Below are 17,891 nucleotides of genomic sequence, written 5' to 3'. Positions count from 1 at the left end.
GTGGTAGAATCAAATAAATCAACCCGCAAAGGTGCTGGTTTATGGGCTAAGTCGGGCTATTAACTTTTAGGACGTAGCCAAGTTAGATAGGAAAATATTGAGTCCGAAGAATAAGTCGGTTCTTTCGGCGCAATTTTGTGCCTTCTATGACAAGCATTTCTGATTCTGACCGGCGCGTGCTGGTAGTCGGAGCGGGAAAGGTAGCCGCCCAATTGGTGCCCGCACTGGCCCGGGCGGGCTGGGCGGTAAGTGGCGTATGGAGCCGCACGCCAGCGCATGCGGCTGCCGTGGCAGGCACCGTATCCGGTACGCCCGTGCTCACCTCACTTGATTTTACACAGGTGCCACCCGCTACCATCTATTTGCTGGCGGTACCTGATGCGGTTGTTCCGGCAGTATTGCAGCAGGCGCGGTTTCCAGCGGGTAGCGTGGTAGCACATACTTCCGGTACGGTGCCAGTTGCAATATTCGCGGCCTATCCAGCCTTGCGTGGAGGCGTGTTCTACCCGCTGCAAACCTTCAGCCCCGGCCGCGCTATCAACTGGGAGCAGGTGCCTCTGTGCATTGAAGCCGCCGAGCCGTCTGCTGAAACGTTACTGCTAGAGCTAGCCCGCAGCCTAAGCCCACAACGTACTCAACTGGTGGCCACGCCACAGCGGCAGGCTCTGCACGTAGCGGCAGTTTTTGCCTGCAACTTCACCAACCACCTACTAGGCATCAGTCATCAGCTCATGGCAGAGGCTGGGCTGCCGCTGCAGCTGCTGGAGCCATTGGTGCGGGAAACAGTAGATAAAGCCTTGGCACATTCCCCGTTCAGCGTGCAAACCGGCCCGGCTGTGCGCAACGACCAGCCCACCTTAGCGGCGCATCAGGCAGCTTTGGCGGCACACCCTGCCTGGCAAAACCTCTATGCTCAGCTTACCATCGATATCCAGCGGCAGCAGGGACAGGAGCCGAGCATATCCGACTCCCAGCTTTGATTCGGGGGCCTGCCTGCCTACCTTTGTGCCCGCAATTTGCCACTTTACCCCCACGCCGTGAAAGCTGTTAATATCACCTTTAAATTCGAGGACGGACAGCCCGAGCAGACCCATGTGGCCGCGGAAGGAGAATCGGTACTGGATGTAGCCTTGAACAACGGAATTCAGCTGCAGCATAACTGCGGCGGGGTTTGCGGCTGCAGCACCTGCCATGTATATGTACTACAGGGCGAGGATGATCTGCCAGAAATCAGCGACAAGGAAGAAGACTTTATTGATCGGGCTGTTAACCCCCGCATCAACTCCCGTCTGGGCTGCCAGTGCGTCGTACAGGGTCACGAAGACCTGGTTATTCTAGTGCCGCCGCAGGATTTTCTGGGCCATTAATTTTCAGTTTCCTATACTGATTTGCTTCAGGCACGTTTACGCTGCTTCATCAGCAAGACCAGTGCGGACAGCTGACCACCCTCAACTGAACTAAGATGAACTATTTCGAGCCCCCCATTAAGTGGAGCGACCATGAAGATATTGCCATGGCCCTGTACGAGAAATTTGGCGACGATTTTTCCGAAGCCAAGATTTATCGAATCCGCTTTACCGATCTGCTGGACTGGGTCCTAAGCCTGCCTAACTTTGAAGGCACCCGTGAGCAGGCCACTGAAGGCCACCTGGAGCAGATTCAGGCCAAGTGGGTATATGAGTGGCGTGATAATCAAAAATAAAATGCCGGGGCCATTGGTTCTGGCGTAGCAGCCACCAACTGCTTTCCCAGCCAGGACTTCGTTATCTTTTGCCCGGATATCCTTTATTTATCCCGCTTGCATGTCAGTAGTTGTAGAAACGCCGGATTTATCGGCAGTGAAGGCCTTTATTTTTGATGTGGACGGAGTGCTGACCGATGGCACTCTGCTGGCATTGAACTCCGGTGAGCAGGCCCGTGCCTTCCACATCCGCGACGGATTTGCCATTCGGCACGCGCTGCGCAAGGGGTACCGCATTGTGGTTATTTCCGGCCGCGAGGAAGAAGGGGTGCGTCGGCGGTTGGAGTCCTTGGATGTGCAGGATATTTACCTGGGGGTCGATGATAAAATGGTCATCTTCAACAAGTACATCAACCTGCACCGCCTCGACCCCGCCCATATTGCCTACATGGGCGACGATATGCCCGATGTAGAAGTAATGCGCCGCTGCGCCATTGCCGCCTGCCCCTCCGATGCCGCCACCGATGTGCGCGAAATCTGCAATTACATAGCCCAGCTACCCGGCGGCAAAGGCGCCGTGCGCGAGCTGGTGGAAAACGTTATGAAGTGCCAACAGACCTGGTAGAGAGGGTTTTAGAGTGGATTTTTTTGATTTTCAGGGACGAAAAGCACCGGTTGTGTTTTTATAAAATCCCTCTATCTTTACAAAATCATCCATTCACACTTTCTTATTCTTTTCATGAAAACAGGAACCGTAAAATTCTATAATGAGTCGAAGGGCTACGGCTTCATTACGGAAGACGGCACGAAGGAAGACTTCTTCGTCCATGTTACCGGCCTTAACGGGGGCCAGATTCAGCAAAATGACCGCGTGGAGTTTGACACGCAGGAAGGCCGCAAAGGTGTTAATGCGGTGAATGTGAAGAAACTGTAAGGCATCTCGCCTGACAAGGTTTTTTGCTTGCGGAAAGCCTCCCCATTATGGGGAGGCTTTCCTTTTTTTGCGCCCTGCTCGCAGTGTATGGAGCTTGTCGCATCTTTGTATCTTCCCCGGAGTTGTGTTTGCCTATGGCCGCCCCGTTTCCTCCTGCCTCTGCTGCTACTGCTGCCCCTGCCGGTGCAGGGCTGCGCGAGCTATGGCGGTTGGTGCGCCTGCCCAATCTGCTGCTCATTATGCTATGTATGGTGCTAGTGCGCGTAGGTCTGCTACAGCCGCATCTGCCCATTCTACAACGCCTGGATGTGCCTTTTGCCCTGCTGGTGCTGGCAACAGTATGCGTGGCGGCGGCCGGCTACATCATCAATGATTACTATGATGTTAAGATAGATGCCATCAACCGGCCGGAACGGTTGGTGGTAGGGCGTGCCATCAATAGGCGCCACGCCATGCTCACGCATCTCATTCTGTCTGGGCTGGGTGTGTTGATCAGCGGTGCCTTGTCACCGTTGCTGGGGTTGGTGCATATGGGCTCGGCGCTACTGCTGTGGGGCTATTCGGTGCGGTTTAAACGGGTGGCTTTGGTCGGTAATCTGAGCATTGCGGCCCTCACGGCCGCCTCCGTGCTGCTACCAGAGCTGCAGCTGCGTACAGGTACCCAGCCGATATGGGTATATGCGCTGGCGGCCTTTCTGCTCTCCGTGGTGCGCGAAATCATCAAGGATATAGAAGACATGCGCGGCGATGCGCAGCACGACTGCCGTACACTGCCTATTGTGGCGGGTGTGGCCAAATCCAAGTGGATAGCCGGCTTTTTCCTGCTGAATCTGGCCGTACTCCTAGCCGGCGCCATCTGGCAGAGCCTGCATACGGGCCGCTGGGCTCTGGGTGCTTGGCTTGGCGGGCTGGTACTGCTGCCACTACTGCTATTTTCCTGGCAACTGGCCCGCGCCGACCGCAAAAGTCACTTTGCGCGGCTTAGTCTCTGGTGCAAGCTCCTCATGCTGGCAGGCGTACTTTCTATGCTGCTGGTATAGAACAGTTCAACAGTAAAGCTTGGCACAGGCTGGCTACTGGCTATAAGAGTGGAGGGGACGGGAGCAATTACTTCTGCGCCTGAACTATATAATGCCAGTTGGCATACAGAATAAATGGGCTTTATCCTGCTGTTGATGAAGTGCTTCAAAAGACCCTGGGCAACGAAAGTAAGCGGTAGGAGGTCTGGGTTAAACCTGTACATTTAGGAACCCTCCCTCTTCCAACCACGCCCGCCGTATGCCTGCGTTTCGTTTTGGGGCCGCGTTGCTGCTGAGTCTGCTTACGCTGTCCGTCGCTGCCCAGTCGCCCACCGATTCGGTAGCTCATTCCAGCCCGCTTAAAAAGCCGCGTCGCGTTAAAATAGCGGTGCTGCCCATTGTATTTTCGCAGCCTGAAACGGGCGTGGCCTACGGCGCTGCGGTGCTTCCCGTGTGGCGCTTTGGGCCCGATACCACCACCCGTAGCTCTAATGCCCGGGTGCTGGCCTATCGTACCCAGCGCAAGCAGTCCAGCGCCAGCCTCACACACTCCATCTTTACGCCCGGAGAAAGGTGGTTTGTTGGCGGTGAGGCGCAGTACTTCAACTTCCCGATTTACTATTACGGCGTAGGCAACGACACCCGAAAAAGTGAAAAAAGCGACATTTCGTACGAGGTATTTATTCTGAATCAGCGGGTACTGAAGCGTCTGCGGCCAGGCCTGTTTGTGGGCGGGCTGTACCGGCTGACCAATATGTACCATGTGCGGATTGATGATGCCTTCACCGACGACGGCACCCGCCCCAACTGGCTACTGGAGCGCGACGCCCGGGAGCGGCAGGCTACGCTTACCTCGGGCTTGGGCCCCGCCCTGCTCTATGATACCCGCGACAACATCCTGAGCGCCCACCGGGGCCGCTTCCTGGATGCCAGCGTGCTCTTCGTAAGCAAGGCATTAGGCAGCGACTATCAGTTTACAAGAATGCAGTTTGATGCCCGCCAGTATTGGGTGCTGGGGCCGGCAGAAGCAGAACAAACGGTGCTGGCCGGGCAGGTTCAGGGTATATTTCATTCTGGTACCGTGCCATTCCGGGAGCTGGCCAATCTAGGTGGCGAGCGAATGATGCGCGGCATTTACGAAGGCCGCTTCCGGGACCGGCAACTTATAGCAGCCCAGGCAGAGGTGCGGCAGCAACTGTTCTGGCGGCTGCGGGGTGTGTTGTTTGGCGGGGTGGGGCAAGTGCAACCTCAGGTTTCCGATTTCCGCCCCGGCCAGTTTAACGTAGCCGGCGGCGCCGGTCTGCGAATCGACGTCAACCGCAAAGACCGGCTAAGTATCCGCATCGATTATGGCGTTGGGTCGGGCGAATCCAGCGGCCTGTATTTCGCCTTTAATGAGGCTTTTTAAGAAGATTTCTCCCTTCGGCACATTTAAAAACAGGGAATAAGCTGATGGAATGACCTGCCGAATGGAAAGTAGGTTGGCTTCTGGGCCCGCCTTTGTGAAGGATGCTGAATTATTAAATAGACACAGGTAACAATTCGGTAGCATAGCGGCTTGCCCCGCTAAGCTTGGGCTGCCTACCTTCGTGCCGTCGTTCAGCCCAACCTTTTCTTGTTATGATGCAGCCCATTCGCTCCGCCCTGGTTTCCGTGTATTACAAAGACCGGCTGGAGCCGCTGATTGAGGTCCTCCGTCAGCATGGCGTGCAGCTGTACTCCACGGGCGGCACCCAGAAGTTCATTGAAGACCTGGGCGCCCCGGTTACTGCCGTGGAAAGCCTGACGGGCTTCCCCGAAGTGTTTGGAGGCCGCGTAAAAACCCTGCACCCCAAAGTATTCGGCGGTATTCTGCAGCGCCGCCACGAAGCCAGTGACCGGCAGGAAGCCGAGCAGCACCAGATTCCACCCATCGACCTGGTGATTGTGGACCTGTACCCCTTCGAGGAAACCGTAGCCTCCGGCGCGCCGGAGCAGGATGTGATTGAGAAAATTGACATCGGCGGCATCTCCCTGCTACGCGCTGCCGCCAAGAATTTCCGTGACGTGCTGGTAGTCAGCAGCCGTGACCAGTACGCTGCGGTGACTGAGCTGCTGCGCGAAAAGAACGGCGCTACCGAGTTGGCCGACCGGAAGCAGTACGCGGCGGCTGCTTTTGAAGCCACCTCACACTACGACACTGAAATATTCCGCTACATGAGCCGCGGCACCGCGCTGGAAGGCACCGTTCTGAAAGTAAGCCAGAAGCCCGCCACTGCCCTGCGCTACGGCGAGAACCCCCACCAGGCCGGCACGTTCTACGGCGACCTGAATGCCCTTTTCGACCAGCTTCACGGCAAGCAGCTCAGCTACAATAACCTGGTAGATGTGGATGCGGCCGTGCTGCTCATGCAAGAGTTTGAGGCCGATGGCCCCGCCGCCTGCGCCATTCTCAAGCACACCAATGCCTGCGGCGTGGCCCAGGCGGAAACCCTGCAGCAGGCCTACCTCAACGCCCTGGCCTGCGACCCGGTATCCGCCTTCGGTGGGGTGATTATCGTGAACAAGCCCGTGGACGCAGCCACTGCGGAAGAGCTGAACAAGCTGTTCTTTGAAGTGCTGATTGCGCCCGAGTTTGCGGCTGAGTCGCTACCTATTCTGCAAAGCAAGAAAAACCGCATTTTGCTGCGTCAGAAGCCGGTGCAGTTCCCCGCCAAGCAAGTAAAAACCCTGCTGAACGGCATGATTGAGCAGGACTTCGACCGCCAGACGGAAACCGCCAAGGATTTCCGCACCGTCACCAAATCGGCCCCCACGGCCGAGGAAACGGCGGCGCTGGAGTTTGCCCTGAAAGTGTGCAAGCATACCAAGAGCAACACCATTGTGCTGGCCCGTCCCGGCCAGTTGCTGGCTTCCGGCGTTGGTCAGACCTCCCGCGTGGATGCCCTGCGCCAGGCCATTGAAAAAGCCCGCTCCTTCGGCTTCGATCTGCACGGGGCCGTTATGGCTTCCGATGCATTTTTCCCCTTCCCCGACTGCGTGGAAATTGCCGGCGAGGCCGGCATCCGGGCGGTAGTACAGCCCGGCGGCTCCATCAAAGACCAGGACAGCATCAATGCCTGCGACCAGCTGGGCATGGCCATGGTGCTGACGGGCGTGCGCCACTTCAAGCATTAACAGAAAATAATTTCTTACCCTGATTTGTAAGAGAAACTACTCAATAAAAAAGCCCTGGGTGCCCGTGCTGGCACCGGGGCTTTTTCACTTTACGAAGCTTTGGGTGTTACTCAGCCTAGATTGCTGCGTTTCCCTCACAATGCCAAAGTACTATAAGTCGTTCTTCCCTGAAATCTGTTTACTTTTGCACCTCTTTTAACGGACGCAACCCGCCCGTTTTCATTCATTTGCCGCTACTCAATGGGTTTCTTCAATTTCCTGACCAGTGACATTGCCATCGACCTGGGAACGGCCAACACCCTCATCATTCACAACGATAAAATCGTGGTGGATGAGCCGAGCATCATTGCTAAAGACCGCACCACCAATAAAGTCATTGCGGTAGGCCGTCAGGCCCAGCAAATGCACGAGAAAACCCACGATAACATCAAAACCATTCGCCCGCTGAAGGACGGCGTAATTGCCGACTTCCACGCCGCCGAGGAGATGATTAAGGGGATGATTAAGATGATTGATACCCGGAACCGGCTGTTTCAACCGTCGCACCGGATGGTTATCTGCATTCCCTCGGGCATTACGGAAGTAGAAAAGCGCGCCGTACGTGACTCCGCTGAGCATGCCGGCGCTAAGGAAGTCTGGATGATTCAGGAGCCCATGGCCGCCGCCATTGGCATTGGTATCGACGTGGAGCAGCCCATCGGCTCCATGATTATTGACATAGGAGGGGGCACCACCGAAATTGCGGTTATTGCCCTGTCCGGTATTGTCTGCGACCAGTCCATTAAAACCGCCGGCGACGTCTTCAACCAGGATATTCTGGACTACATGCGCCGCCAGCACAACCTGCTGATTGGTGAACGTTCGGCCGAGCGTATCAAGATTGAAGTAGGCGCTGCCCTGACGGAGCTGGACGAAACGCCCCCGGACTTCGAAGTACGTGGCCGCGACCTGATGACCGGTATCCCGAAGGTTATCAAAGTAACCTCCTCAGAAATTGCCATTGCCCTGGATAAGTCGGTGGCCAAGATTGAAGAGGCAGTATTGAAGGCGCTGGAAATCTCCCCGCCCGAACTGTCGGCGGATATCTACGAAAACGGCATTCACCTCACCGGTGGTGGCGCTTTGCTGCGCGGCCTGGACAAGCGCCTGGCTGCCAAAACCAAGCTGCCCATTCACATTGCCGAAGACCCCTTGCGCGCCGTAGTGCGTGGTACGGGAGCTGCCATTAAGGATATTCAGGCCTTCCGCAGCGTGCTGCTTACCTAATTCTGAGTGTTGAATGATGAGTTCTGAATTGACTGTTTATGTAGTCAGAGGCTAGGGCCAGATCTGATGACTGGTCAATTCAGAACTCACTTTTTCTACTTCAGAAGTACCCCATGAGAAATCTTTTCACCTTCCTTTTCCGCTATCGGGGGGCGCTGGTATTTGTGCTGCTGGAGGTGATAAGCGTGTTTCTGCTGCTGCGCAATAGCTCATATCAGCGGGCGGCCTTCTTCAACTCGGCCAATGAGTATACCGGCCAGATGCTGGCCCTGCGCACGCAGGTGTATGACTATTTCCGGCTGGTAGATGTAAACCGCACGCTGGTAGCCGAAAATGCGGCCCTGCGGCAGCAGCTGTTTCCCACTACTTTATCGCGCCGCGAAGCTCCCGTACTGCCCGTCAGGCAGGACAGCATCACGCAGGCTCGTTTGCAGGCCAAAGGCAAGCCGGACTCGCTGCTTTTGGGCATGCGTAACCTGCCGGCCGCCGACCCCGAGTACCCGCTTACGCCAGCCCGTGTGATCAGTAACACCCTGCAGCGCGTGGATAACTACCTGACCCTGAACGTGGGCAACCGGGAAGGCATCAAGCCGGGTATGGGTGTCATTGCGGCTTCGGGCGTGGTAGGCCGCGTGAAAGTGGTCAGTGAGCATTATGCTACTGTTACCTCTCTGCTGCATTCCAAAACCACTATTTCGGCCAAAATTCTGCGCGACGGCACCTTTGGCAGTATTAAGTGGCTGGGCGACGACCCCAAGCACGCGCTGCTGGACTACATTCCACGCCAAAATAAGCTGGTGCGGGGTGATACGGTGGTTACCTCCGGTTATAACGCCGTATTCCCGGAAGGCGTGATGATTGGGACGATTGATGGTTTCCGGAAAGAGCCGGACAAAAACTTCTGGACGGTGCAGGTGCGCCTGGCTACCGATTTCTCAAACCTGACCTACGTGTACGTAGTGGGTAGCCGCTCGCAGGCCGAGCGCGACACGCTCACGGTACACTCGGGCATAAAGCCGGAAGGAGCTACGCGCTAATGCAAGGAGCCATTGGGACCATTATAATTCAGCTGCTGCGGTTTGCGCTGTACTTGGCGCTGCAGGTTTTTGTGGTCAGCCGGCTGGCGCCCGACGGCCTGTTTGGGCTGGGCTGGTGCTTTTTGTACCTGGGCTTTCTGTTGTTTCTGCCCATTAACACCCCCATTGTACTGCAACTGGTGCTGGGCTTTATCATGGGTATTTCGCTGGATATTTTCTTTGATACCGGCGGCGTGCATGCGGTGGCATCCGTGCTGGTAGCCTACCTGCGGCCCTGGGTGCTGCGCCTGCTCACCCCCCGCGACGGCTACGATGCCGCTGACTCGGTAAATATTCACCGCATGGGGTGGCAATGGTTTGTGGTCTACACGGTTTTGTTGCTGGGTATCCACCATGCCGCCTTTTTCTTTGTGGAGCTGGGTGGCCTGCGCTCAATCGGGCTGACGTTGGGCAAGATTATCGTGAGTACCCTGTTTACGGGAATTGTGCTACTCATTATCCAGCTGGTTTTCTTCTCTACGCGGCGCAGCAGCCGGTAAATAAGCCAGCTTTATTAGTGGTGTGAGTTCCTGGAACTGAGGGGGGGGTATTGTCCGTTATGTGGGCGAAAAGTTTGGTTGGTTGTGTTGTTTGCTCTGTTTTCGCCTGCTGGTAGTTTAAGGATTACTCTCTGCTAAGCGGCCACCACTTACCTTTGTGAATCTGGCCATTAGGCCGTTGCTGCGTACTATTAGTTTTCTCTGTTTTGCAATATCTCGAAGGCCGCAAATACGTGGTTCTGGCCATCTTCCTGGCCGTGGCATTGGTATTTGGTACCCGCCTTTTCTACATTCAGGTACTCGACGGTAGCTACAAGCTGGCCGCCGACCGGAATACGTTGCAGCGCATCGTACAAACCCCTTATCGGGGGCTGATTTACGACCGCAACGGCAAAATACTGGTGCAGAACACGCCGGTGTACGACCTGATGGTGGTGCCGCGCGAAGTAAAAACCCTGGATACGGCCCGCTTTTGCCAGTTGCTGCAACTGCCCATAGAGGAGTTGCGGGAAGCGCTGTTGGCTGCCAAAATCTACTCCCGCGTGAAGGCCTCGCCGCTGGTGCAGAACCTGAGCACGCCCGAACTAGCTGCCATCCAGGATAACCTGATGGATTTTCCGGGTTTCAGCATCAAAGCCCGCATGGCTCGTTCCTATCAGGATACGCTACTGGCCCACGCGCTGGGCTACGTAGGGCCCGTAACGCCGGCTCACCTGGAAAAACCTAAATACGCCAAGTATCTGCCCGGCGACAACCTGGGCATTAGTGGGCTGGAGTCCTTCTACGAGAATGAGCTGATGGGGCACCGCGGCGTGCAGTACCGCATGGTAAACGTGCGTGGCATTGAGAAAGGATCTTTCCGGGATGGTGAGTTTGATACCCTCTCCGTAGCCGGGCAGGATTTGCACACCAGCATCGACCTGGAGCTGCAGCGCTACGGCGAGCAGCTGATGCAAGGGAAGCGTGGCTCCGTGGTAGCCCTTGATCCTAAAACCGGGGAGATTCTGGCCTTTGTCTCGGCGCCATTCTATAATCCCACTCAGCTCACGGGCAAAGGCCTGGGCAACCGCTACATGGATTTGTTGCGCAACCAGGAGCGACCTTTGTTTAACCGCCCCCTGATGGCGACCTATCCCCCTGGCTCGGTGTTTAAGCTGGTAAACGAGTTGATTGCCCTGCAGGAAGGGGTGGTAACGCCCTCTACCGGCTTTCCCTGCAACTGGAAATTGGTGCGTTGCACCCACCGTCACGAGAATCCCAGCAACCTGAGCATTGCCATTAAAAACAGCTGTAACCCCTATTTCTATCAGGTAATGCGGGCTACCGTGATGCGCGGCCGCTCCAGTAAGAAAAACCAGGACGCAGCCCTGGGGCTGGCCGACTGGCGGCAGAACGTGGTAAGCTTTGGCCTGGCCCAGCACTTGGGCGTGGATTTGCCGGGCGAACGGATGGGCCTGATTCCATCCCCAACTTTTTACGACAAGCGCTACGGCAAAAACCACTGGAATTTCCGCACGATATATTCGCTGGCCATTGGGCAGGGCGAAATCGGAATTACGGGCCTGCAAATGGCCAATATCCTGGCCACTATTGCTAACCGAGGCTACTACTACCCACCGCACTTTGTGCGGGGAATTGGGAAAGGCGGGCCGCGGCCGGAGTATCAGGTGAAGCACGTGACTACCGTAGACCCCCAATATTTTGAGGCCCTCATTCCCGGCATGCAGGCCGTGGTAGATGGGGGTCGGGGTGCTACCGGCAGCTTTGCCAGCCTGGCCAGCCTGGGTATTTCCGTGGCCGGTAAAACGGGTACGGTGCAAAACCCCCACGGTGAAGACCACGCCACGTTTGCGGCTTTTGCCCCGGCCGAAGACCCCAAAATTGCCATTGCCGTGTTTATCGAAAACGCCGGTTTTGGTGGGGTATCTGCCGCCCCGCTGGCCTCGCTCATGATGGAGAAATACCTGCGCGGCAGCGTGTCTCCCGGTCGTAAGCGGTGGGAGTACTGGGTAATGAACGGCAAATTCATCAGCAAAAAGAAACACTAAGCCTTCGGCCGCTGCGGCCTTTTCTCTCTTCAGCTTTCATTCCACTATGCCCGCACCAGCGCGCTATTCTCGCAGTATAGATTGGGTTACCGTGGGGCTGTATGCCTTCATGGTGCTGCTAGGCTGGCTGAACGTGTACGCGGCCAGTTACTCGCCGGAGGCCCCCGGCTCCCTGTTCAGCTTCGACTTTAACTACGGCAAGCAGTTGGTCTGGATTGGCACCGCCGTGGTGTTGATTGTTATTCTGCTGGTCATTGATTACAAAGCCTACGATACACTGGCCTACGTGCTGTATGGCGGCATGATTGTGCTGCTGCTGCTCACACTGTTCATTGCCCGGCCCATTGCCGGTTCCCGCTCCTGGCTGGAGCTAGGGCCTGTGCGCCTGCAGCCGGCAGAGTTTGCCAAGTTCACTACCGCCCTGGCCGTGTCGCGCTACATGGCCAGCATTAACCTGCGCCACCAGAACTGGCGCGACCAACTGGTGCTGGCTGGTATGACGCTGCTGCCCGTTGCCCTTATCATTGCCTCCAACGAAACCGGGCAGGCCCTGGTGTACGCGGCCCTGCTGCTGGCGTATTTCCGGGAGGGCATGTCGCCGTTGATTCTGATTATCCTGGCCTCAGCCGGTATCATTCTGATTCTGGCACTGCTGGTGCCCACTTTCTGGCTGCTGGGCGCTTTCACCCTGATTCTGGTCCTGGTGTTCGTGTTTAACACGCGCATTTTCCGGCACCATCTGCCCGTAGCACTCAGTGTGTGGGCCATTGTAATTGGAATGGTGTTCGGGGTTAATTATTTCTTCAACAGCGTGCTGCATGACTACCAGCGCAAGCGCATTGAAGTACTGCTGAACCCGTCTGCTGACCCTTTAGGTGTGGGCTGGAACGTCACGCAGTCTAAAATTGCCATTGGCTCCGGCGGCTTCACCGGCAAAGGCTTCCTGCAAGGCACGCAAACCAAGTTTGATTTTGTGCCTGAGCAAAGCACCGACTTTATTTTCTGCACGGTAGGCGAGGAGTGGGGCTGGCTAGGCACCATCACCGTTATCATTCTTTTTGTAGCCCTCCTCTCCCGCATTTTGTATGTGGCTGAGCGGCAGAAATCAGTGTTTGGGCGCACCTATGGCTATTGCGTCGCCAGCATTATTTTCTTCCACTTCTGCATCAACATCGGCATGACCATTGGCCTGGCGCCGGTGGTCGGTATCCCGCTGCCGTTTTTCAGCTATGGCGGCTCATCGTTGTGGTCGTTTACTATTCTGCTGTTTATTCTGCTGGCTATTGATGCCTACCGCAAGCAGGATTTGAACCGCTAAAAAAAGCCCTGCTACGCGGGGCGCAGCAGGGCAGAAGTTCACTTATCTAGCAGGTAGGGCTACTCAAACTTTCGGTCAATCAGGCGCAGGAGCTTATTCACGTGCTCTTCTTTGCGCACCCAGCCATATTGCTTGGCTAGGTCTTCCTGTACGTAGCGACGCGCCGAAGCCGCGTCGCTCATTGCATCCAGCTTCTGAATGGCCGCATGATATTCCATGTTCTCGCCATTGAACAGCTCATTGATAAAGCCAAAGCGCTGGTTAATGGAAATAGCCTCCCGCAACGACTCTACTTTGGGGGCTTTCTCAGCCAGCGTAGCAGCTGTGCGCTCGGTACGCAGTGTTTCGGCCAGTGGGGGCGAGGTGCGCTCGGTTTTTAGCTTTTCATAAAGCGGTTTTTCCGCTGCGGTTGCCGGTGCTTCAGCAGCTAACGGGCTGCTTACGGGGGCAGCCTGTTGCACTACCGGCTCTGGTTCAGGGGTAGGGGTCAGGGGCGCAACAGGTGCTGTGGTTGCCTGAACTACAGGTGAGGGCTGTGGGGCTGCGGGCGGCGTCAGCGGCGCGGCGGCGACTATTAGTGGCGTAGCTTCCTCTTCTCGCAGGTCTATTTCCGAAAGAGGAAGCAAAGCGCTTAGCTCATTCACCACAGTTTCCAGCGGGTGCAGGGTTTGGTAGTTGGCCTCCTGATACTGCCGGAACTGTTTTAGCAGTTCCTCCCGCGGCAGGGCAGTAGTAGTGGGCAAGCTTTCCAGAAAACCCTGAAACAGGGGCTTCTCTACATCTATATAGCGCACCCCTTCCAGGAGTTGTTCCTTGGCAGCAGTTGCGCGGCCATGCAGCAGTTTTTCATCAAAACCCACTGTCGGCTCCGCCGCTACCCGTAAAGTATCCGTCACGGCCCGGGCCAGCAGTGGCTCAAACACCTCCCGACCCAGGCGAATACGGCGGGAAAGCACGTTCATGAACTGGGTAAGTGCCTGCCGCACCTCTGTATCTTCAAAATCAAAGTAGGGGCTACGCAGAGCTGCCATTTCCTCAGTCCATTTGGCCAGCAGCTGCTGCACCACAAACAGGTTTACCTGCCGTACCGGCGTAAACCGCAGCACGGCTGGCCCATCAAGCGTGGCCCCCGGCTGGGGACCAAAATGTCGTTCACAGAGCAGGGTGGCCAAGCGGCGGCCGTACTCTTCGAGTTTGGGTTGGCTATATTTGTCCTTCATCGCAAGCCTTGTTCAGGCGGGAAAGTTAGAGAAAGATGCCCACACTGACGGTGCAAAATATGCCCGGTGCCACGCTGGAGGTGCCAGCCGGAGCCACTTTGCTGGCCGCCTTGCAGGCGGCGGGGCACGATTGGATGCACGCCTGTGGGGCAAAAGGCCGATGTACTACCTGCCGCATTATTGTGCAGGAAGGGGCTGAGCTCCTAACGCCGCCAACCGATGCGGAGTTGCGCTACCGTGCCGCCGGCCGCCTGCTTGCCACCGAACGCCTCACCTGCCAGACGCGCCTGCCCGCTGGCCAGGTAACCGGCCATGTGCCCCAGGCTACCAAGCTGCCGCATATTCAATACACCAAGTAGTGGTATCATAGCGCACAGGGCTGGCTGCGCACTACTCCCTAACGCCTGATACAAAGCAGCGCTTTGCGGTATTTCTTATAGCTTGATTGTCTTATCATAAGCTGCCTGCGGCTGGTCCAGGATTTGAGCTTAGCCGCTGAAAGCCGTACTTTAGAGTTCTGAGAACTGTCAGGCATCTGACTACTGACCACCGAAAACTGATTACTCCGTGTTTATAGAACCCCGTGTCGGCAATGCCCGTGAAACGCCCCGCCGGGGCTGGATTGAAGTCGTGTGCGGCTCGATGTTTTCGGGAAAAACAGAGGAGCTGATCCGGCGCCTGAACCGTGCCCGGATTGCCCGTCAGCACGTTGAAATCTTTAAACCTGCTCTCGATACCCGCTACCACGAGTTGGATGTCGTATCGCACAATGCCAACAGCATCCGCTCTACGCCCGTGCAGCTGCCGGAGGAAATGCTGCTGCTGGCCAGCGGCTGCGACGTGGTGGGTATCGATGAGGCCCAGTTCTTTGATGCTTCCGTGGTAGATGTCTGCATACAGCTGGCCAACCACGGCAAGCGTGTAATTGTGGCTGGCCTCGATATGGACTATATGGGCAAGCCCTTCGGGCCTATGCCTGCGCTGATGGCCGTGGCTGAATACGTAACCAAGGTACACGCTGTGTGCGTGCGCTGCGGCGAAATTGCCAGCTACTCTTTTCGTATTGCCGCTTCCGAAGACAAAATTCTGCTGGGCGAAACCGACTCTTACGAAGCCCGCTGCCGCCACTGCTTTCTGGAGGGTTTGAAGGATAAGTCGGAAGAAGCGGAGGCAAGCGGGGCCACGGTCAAGCACCAATAGCCAGCCTTTCACGTTCTTCTGGTTCCCCTCACGCTTGCTGCTTTTGCTGATGCTGCACTTTGTACACTGCCTGCGGTGGTTTTTTGCCGGCCTGCTTGCTGGCCTTCTGCTGGTAGCTGGCACCGCGTGGGGGCAGGGCGCTGTGGGCTTTGGCGACTGGCAGCTGCATTTGCCCACTAACCGGGCCGGCGCCCTGGCCGATGCCGGCTCCCGGGTATACGTAGCCACCGATGATGCTTTCGTACTGTTTGATAAGGAGCTGAAGACCATCCGGTTGCTTTCTCGTCGCGACGGACTACACGATGTAGGCGTGCGTACTGTGGCCTATGATTCCCTGACGCAGTCCGTGCTGGTCGTGTACCGGAATGCAAATCTGGACGTGTTGCGGCCCGATGGCTCCATCCATAACCTCTCTGACATTCTGCGTAAGCAGCTCACCGGGGAGAAAATTATTTACAGCATCTATTTCCATGCCCGACGAGCGTATTTGTCGGGCAGTTTTGGGTTAGTGGTAGTCGATATGAATCGGCTGGAAGTGCGCGACACCTACACCAATATTGGGCCGGGTGGTGAGGCTGTGCGCGTGTTTGCCACCACTATTCTGCACGATTCGCTGTACGCGGCTACCTCCCAGGGTTTGCTACGTGGCCGCCTCACCGATAATCTGGTAGACTATCATAGCTGGCGCACCGATACCGGCGGCTCGGGTCGTTCCGGTGAGCCGTACCGCACGCTGGCTACCCAGGAGGAAAAGGTGTATGCGGGCGTAAACGGCGTAGGGCTGTACCGCTTCACCGGCAAGGAGTGGGTTCCGCTGGCCGCGCTGGCCGCAAATCAATATAGGCAGCTGACTCCTTCAGCCGCTGGCCTGCTGGTAGCCCTGGAGCGGAACGTAGCCGTGCTGGGCCGCGACGGGCAAGCCCATATTTATTCGCCGGACCTGATTCAGAACCCGCGTGCCGTTACGCGCGCCCGCAACGGGGAGCTATATATTGCGGATGATGGCAATGGTCTGGTCGCCGTTACGCCCGATGGCCAGCAAGCTACCCGCTTCGTGACCAATGCTCCGGAAACGGCCCGGGCATTCAGTATCCTGACGGAGCCCAATGGCCGCGTAACGGTTTTTACCGGCGGCTATGGCGACCGGTATCTGCAGGCAGAGCTCTATGATGGCTTTTACGAGTATGCGAATGGGCACTGGCAGAATACGACACCCAGAACCCTGCCGGACCTCTCCCTGTATCCTCAGCCCAAAGACCTGACGCGCGGCGTGCGTACCCCCGATGGCACACTGTATATCGGGAGCTATGGTAACGGGCTGCTGGAGTGGCAGGGGCCGGGCAAATTCCGGCTGTTTAACCCCGTCAGCAATCAGCCTAACCCCTTGTTGAGCGTTATTGCTGACCCCAAGTTTACTCGTATCAATGATGTGGCTCTGGATGCTGAAGGCAATGTGTGGGTAGTAAACCGGCACGAGGCACCCAATACCTCCGGCCTGTTCCTGTACCAGCCTGCCACCAAGCAATGGACCACGGTGCCGTATTTTTCCGGCGCCGAAAATCTGGACCGGATTACTATCGACGATAATGGCTACGCCTGGATTACCGAGGCCCGCAAAAATGGCCGGGGCCTGGTAGTATATGACCGGAAAACCCAGTCGCATCGGCTGTTTACCAAAGAAGATGGTGGCCTGCCGGCCCTGGAGCTGTACGATGTAGAAAAGGACCGCGCCGGCGATATATGGGTAGCTACTATTGCCGGAGTAGCCGTGTACAACGACCCCAGTCAGGTGTTTCTGGCGGGTAGCCCGGGGCTGCGGGCGCCTATTGTGCGCCGTGGCGCGGGCAGTGGCTTTCCCTTGCTCTTTACAGAGGTGGTAAAAGCCATTGCCGTAGATGGCGGCAACCGCAAATGGTTTGGTACCGATAACGGCCTCTGGCTCTTTAACGCCGACGGCGACGAGGCACTCCAGCACTTTACCACCGCCAATAGTCCGCTACCCTCCAACCGCATTGTAGATGTGGCTGTGAACGATAAAACCGGGGACGTTTTTGTGGCCACGGAAGCCGGTCTGGTTAGCTACCGCGGCTCTGCTACCGTAACGGAAGGGGCACCCAGCTGCGCTAAGGTTTTCCCCAACCCGGTGCGCCGTAATTTCACGGGGCAGGTGGGCATTTCCGGTCTGGCCAATAATGCGGTGGTCAAGATTACTGACGTAGCTGGCCAGCTCGTGTACCAAACGCGCGCCAGCGGCGGCACCGTGGTCTGGAACCTGCAGGACTATAACGGTCGCCGGGTCCAGTCAGGAGTCTATCTGGTACTAAGCTCCGATGCAGATGGCCAGAATGGCTGCATCAGCAAAGTAGCGGTAGTGGAGAAGTAATATCAGAAATAAGGCGGACGAGCTGAATGCGTAGGGCCGGTGTTTTGTTATAGTATACCCAGCCGGGAAACACCTGAAGCGGGTAATTTC

17 protein-coding genes are annotated in these 17,891 nt (G+C 56.7%); 16 read left to right on the top strand and 1 reads right to left on the bottom strand.

Annotation, left to right across the window (positions count from 1 at the left end; genetic code table 11):
- The first annotated feature begins 146 nt into the window (after nucleotides 1-146).
- From Q4G72_RS15330 to rodA, 13 genes are all read left to right on the top strand, one after another.
- Nucleotides 147-980, top strand: coding sequence for a Rossmann-like and DUF2520 domain-containing protein (locus Q4G72_RS15330; RefSeq protein ID WP_303312304.1), 834 nt, complete (start codon nucleotides 147-149; stop codon nucleotides 978-980).
- Nucleotides 981-1,037: 57 nt separating this feature from the next.
- The gene (locus tag Q4G72_RS15325) at nucleotides 1,038-1,367 is read left to right on the top strand and encodes a 2Fe-2S iron-sulfur cluster-binding protein (protein ID WP_303312303.1); all 330 of its coding nucleotides are present in this window, start codon (nucleotides 1,038-1,040) and stop codon (nucleotides 1,365-1,367) included.
- Nucleotides 1,368-1,462: 95 nt separating this feature from the next.
- Entirely contained in the window at nucleotides 1,463-1,702 is a 240-nt protein-coding gene (gene iscX / locus Q4G72_RS15320) for a Fe-S cluster assembly protein IscX (RefSeq protein ID WP_303312302.1), read from the top strand.
- Between the two features lie 100 nt (nucleotides 1,703-1,802).
- Nucleotides 1,803-2,306, top strand: coding sequence for a KdsC family phosphatase (locus tag Q4G72_RS15315; protein WP_121238478.1), 504 nt, complete (start codon nucleotides 1,803-1,805; stop codon nucleotides 2,304-2,306).
- Nucleotides 2,307-2,420: 114 nt separating this feature from the next.
- Complete coding sequence (locus tag Q4G72_RS15310) at nucleotides 2,421-2,615, top strand: cold-shock protein (RefSeq protein ID WP_044511773.1); 195 nt, start codon at nucleotides 2,421-2,423, stop codon at nucleotides 2,613-2,615.
- A gap of 134 nt (nucleotides 2,616-2,749) precedes the next feature.
- On the top strand, nucleotides 2,750-3,655 hold the full coding sequence (locus Q4G72_RS15305) for a geranylgeranylglycerol-phosphate geranylgeranyltransferase (protein WP_303312301.1): 906 nt from the start codon (nucleotides 2,750-2,752) through the stop codon (nucleotides 3,653-3,655).
- Nucleotides 3,656-3,893: 238 nt separating this feature from the next.
- On the top strand, nucleotides 3,894-5,042 hold the full coding sequence (locus Q4G72_RS15300) for a BamA/TamA family outer membrane protein (protein ID WP_303312300.1): 1,149 nt from the start codon (nucleotides 3,894-3,896) through the stop codon (nucleotides 5,040-5,042).
- 212 nt (nucleotides 5,043-5,254) lie between these two features.
- Complete coding sequence (gene purH / locus Q4G72_RS15295) at nucleotides 5,255-6,790, top strand: bifunctional phosphoribosylaminoimidazolecarboxamide formyltransferase/IMP cyclohydrolase (RefSeq protein ID WP_303312299.1); 1,536 nt, start codon at nucleotides 5,255-5,257, stop codon at nucleotides 6,788-6,790.
- A 240-nt stretch (nucleotides 6,791-7,030) separates the two neighbouring features.
- Nucleotides 7,031-8,056, top strand: a complete 1,026-nt coding sequence (locus Q4G72_RS15290) for a rod shape-determining protein (protein ID WP_044511790.1) — start codon at nucleotides 7,031-7,033, stop codon at nucleotides 8,054-8,056.
- Nucleotides 8,057-8,169: 113 nt separating this feature from the next.
- Complete coding sequence (gene mreC / locus Q4G72_RS15285) at nucleotides 8,170-9,093, top strand: rod shape-determining protein MreC (protein WP_303312298.1); 924 nt, start codon at nucleotides 8,170-8,172, stop codon at nucleotides 9,091-9,093.
- Nucleotides 9,093-9,632 (top strand): hypothetical protein, encoded by a 540-nt coding sequence (locus Q4G72_RS15280; protein ID WP_303312297.1) that lies wholly within the window; start codon nucleotides 9,093-9,095, stop codon nucleotides 9,630-9,632. The genes mreC and Q4G72_RS15280 overlap by 1 nt, the downstream gene beginning before the upstream one ends.
- Nucleotides 9,633-9,838: 206 nt before the next feature.
- On the top strand, nucleotides 9,839-11,680 hold the full coding sequence (mrdA, locus tag Q4G72_RS15275; protein WP_303312296.1) for a penicillin-binding protein 2: 1,842 nt from the start codon (nucleotides 9,839-9,841) through the stop codon (nucleotides 11,678-11,680).
- Nucleotides 11,681-11,726: 46 nt separating this feature from the next.
- Nucleotides 11,727-12,998 (top strand): rod shape-determining protein RodA, encoded by a 1,272-nt coding sequence (gene rodA, locus Q4G72_RS15270; RefSeq protein WP_303312295.1) that lies wholly within the window; start codon nucleotides 11,727-11,729, stop codon nucleotides 12,996-12,998.
- A gap of 59 nt (nucleotides 12,999-13,057) precedes the next feature.
- Here the strand turns inward: rodA and Q4G72_RS15265 are convergent, their stop codons facing one another.
- Entirely contained in the window at nucleotides 13,058-14,218 is a 1,161-nt protein-coding gene (locus Q4G72_RS15265) for a DUF8457 domain-containing protein (protein ID WP_303312294.1), read from the bottom strand.
- A 35-nt stretch (nucleotides 14,219-14,253) separates the two neighbouring features.
- Here Q4G72_RS15265 and Q4G72_RS15260 point away from each other — a divergent pair, with 35 nt between their 5' ends.
- The 3 genes from Q4G72_RS15260 to porZ all read left to right on the top strand — a co-directional run bounded on the left by Q4G72_RS15260 (nucleotide 14,254) and on the right by porZ (nucleotide 17,801).
- Nucleotides 14,254-14,577 (top strand): 2Fe-2S iron-sulfur cluster-binding protein, encoded by a 324-nt coding sequence (locus Q4G72_RS15260; protein ID WP_303312293.1) that lies wholly within the window; start codon nucleotides 14,254-14,256, stop codon nucleotides 14,575-14,577.
- 208 nt (nucleotides 14,578-14,785) lie between these two features.
- Nucleotides 14,786-15,418, top strand: a complete 633-nt coding sequence (locus Q4G72_RS15255; protein ID WP_303312292.1) for a thymidine kinase — start codon at nucleotides 14,786-14,788, stop codon at nucleotides 15,416-15,418.
- Between the two features lie 49 nt (nucleotides 15,419-15,467).
- Nucleotides 15,468-17,801, top strand: coding sequence for a type IX secretion system anionic LPS delivery protein PorZ (porZ, locus tag Q4G72_RS15250; RefSeq protein ID WP_303312291.1), 2,334 nt, complete (start codon nucleotides 15,468-15,470; stop codon nucleotides 17,799-17,801).
- Nucleotides 17,802-17,891 lie beyond the last annotated feature (90 nt).

The organism is Hymenobacter sp. BT730, from assembly GCF_030542105.1.
Classification (GTDB): Bacteria; Bacteroidota; Bacteroidia; order Cytophagales; family Hymenobacteraceae; genus Hymenobacter.
This window is presented reverse-complemented; position numbering and strand designations above follow the sequence as displayed.

Excerpts from the sequence above, each read along its gene's own strand:
- Q4G72_RS15330 (WP_303312304.1), top strand. The coding sequence starts at position 147 with ATGACAAGCATTTCTGATTCTGACCGGCGCGTGCTGGTAGTCGGAGCG.
- iscX (WP_303312302.1), top strand. The coding sequence starts at position 1,463 with ATGAACTATTTCGAGCCCCCCATTAAGTGGAGCGACCATGAAGATATT.
- Q4G72_RS15315 (WP_121238478.1), top strand. The coding sequence starts at position 1,803 with ATGTCAGTAGTTGTAGAAACGCCGGATTTATCGGCAGTGAAGGCCTTT.
- Q4G72_RS15310 (WP_044511773.1), top strand. The coding sequence starts at position 2,421 with ATGAAAACAGGAACCGTAAAATTCTATAATGAGTCGAAGGGCTACGGC.
- Q4G72_RS15305 (WP_303312301.1), top strand. The coding sequence starts at position 2,750 with ATGGCCGCCCCGTTTCCTCCTGCCTCTGCTGCTACTGCTGCCCCTGCC.
- Q4G72_RS15300 (WP_303312300.1), top strand. The coding sequence starts at position 3,894 with ATGCCTGCGTTTCGTTTTGGGGCCGCGTTGCTGCTGAGTCTGCTTACG.
- purH (WP_303312299.1), top strand. The coding sequence starts at position 5,255 with ATGATGCAGCCCATTCGCTCCGCCCTGGTTTCCGTGTATTACAAAGAC.
- Q4G72_RS15290 (WP_044511790.1), top strand. The coding sequence starts at position 7,031 with ATGGGTTTCTTCAATTTCCTGACCAGTGACATTGCCATCGACCTGGGA.
- mreC (WP_303312298.1), top strand. The coding sequence starts at position 8,170 with ATGAGAAATCTTTTCACCTTCCTTTTCCGCTATCGGGGGGCGCTGGTA.
- Q4G72_RS15280 (WP_303312297.1), top strand. The coding sequence starts at position 9,093 with ATGCAAGGAGCCATTGGGACCATTATAATTCAGCTGCTGCGGTTTGCG.
- rodA (WP_303312295.1), top strand. The coding sequence starts at position 11,727 with ATGCCCGCACCAGCGCGCTATTCTCGCAGTATAGATTGGGTTACCGTG.
- Q4G72_RS15265 (WP_303312294.1), bottom strand. The coding sequence starts at position 14,218 with ATGAAGGACAAATATAGCCAACCCAAACTCGAAGAGTACGGCCGCCGC.
- Q4G72_RS15260 (WP_303312293.1), top strand. The coding sequence starts at position 14,254 with ATGCCCACACTGACGGTGCAAAATATGCCCGGTGCCACGCTGGAGGTG.
- porZ (WP_303312291.1), top strand. The coding sequence starts at position 15,468 with ATGCTGCACTTTGTACACTGCCTGCGGTGGTTTTTTGCCGGCCTGCTT.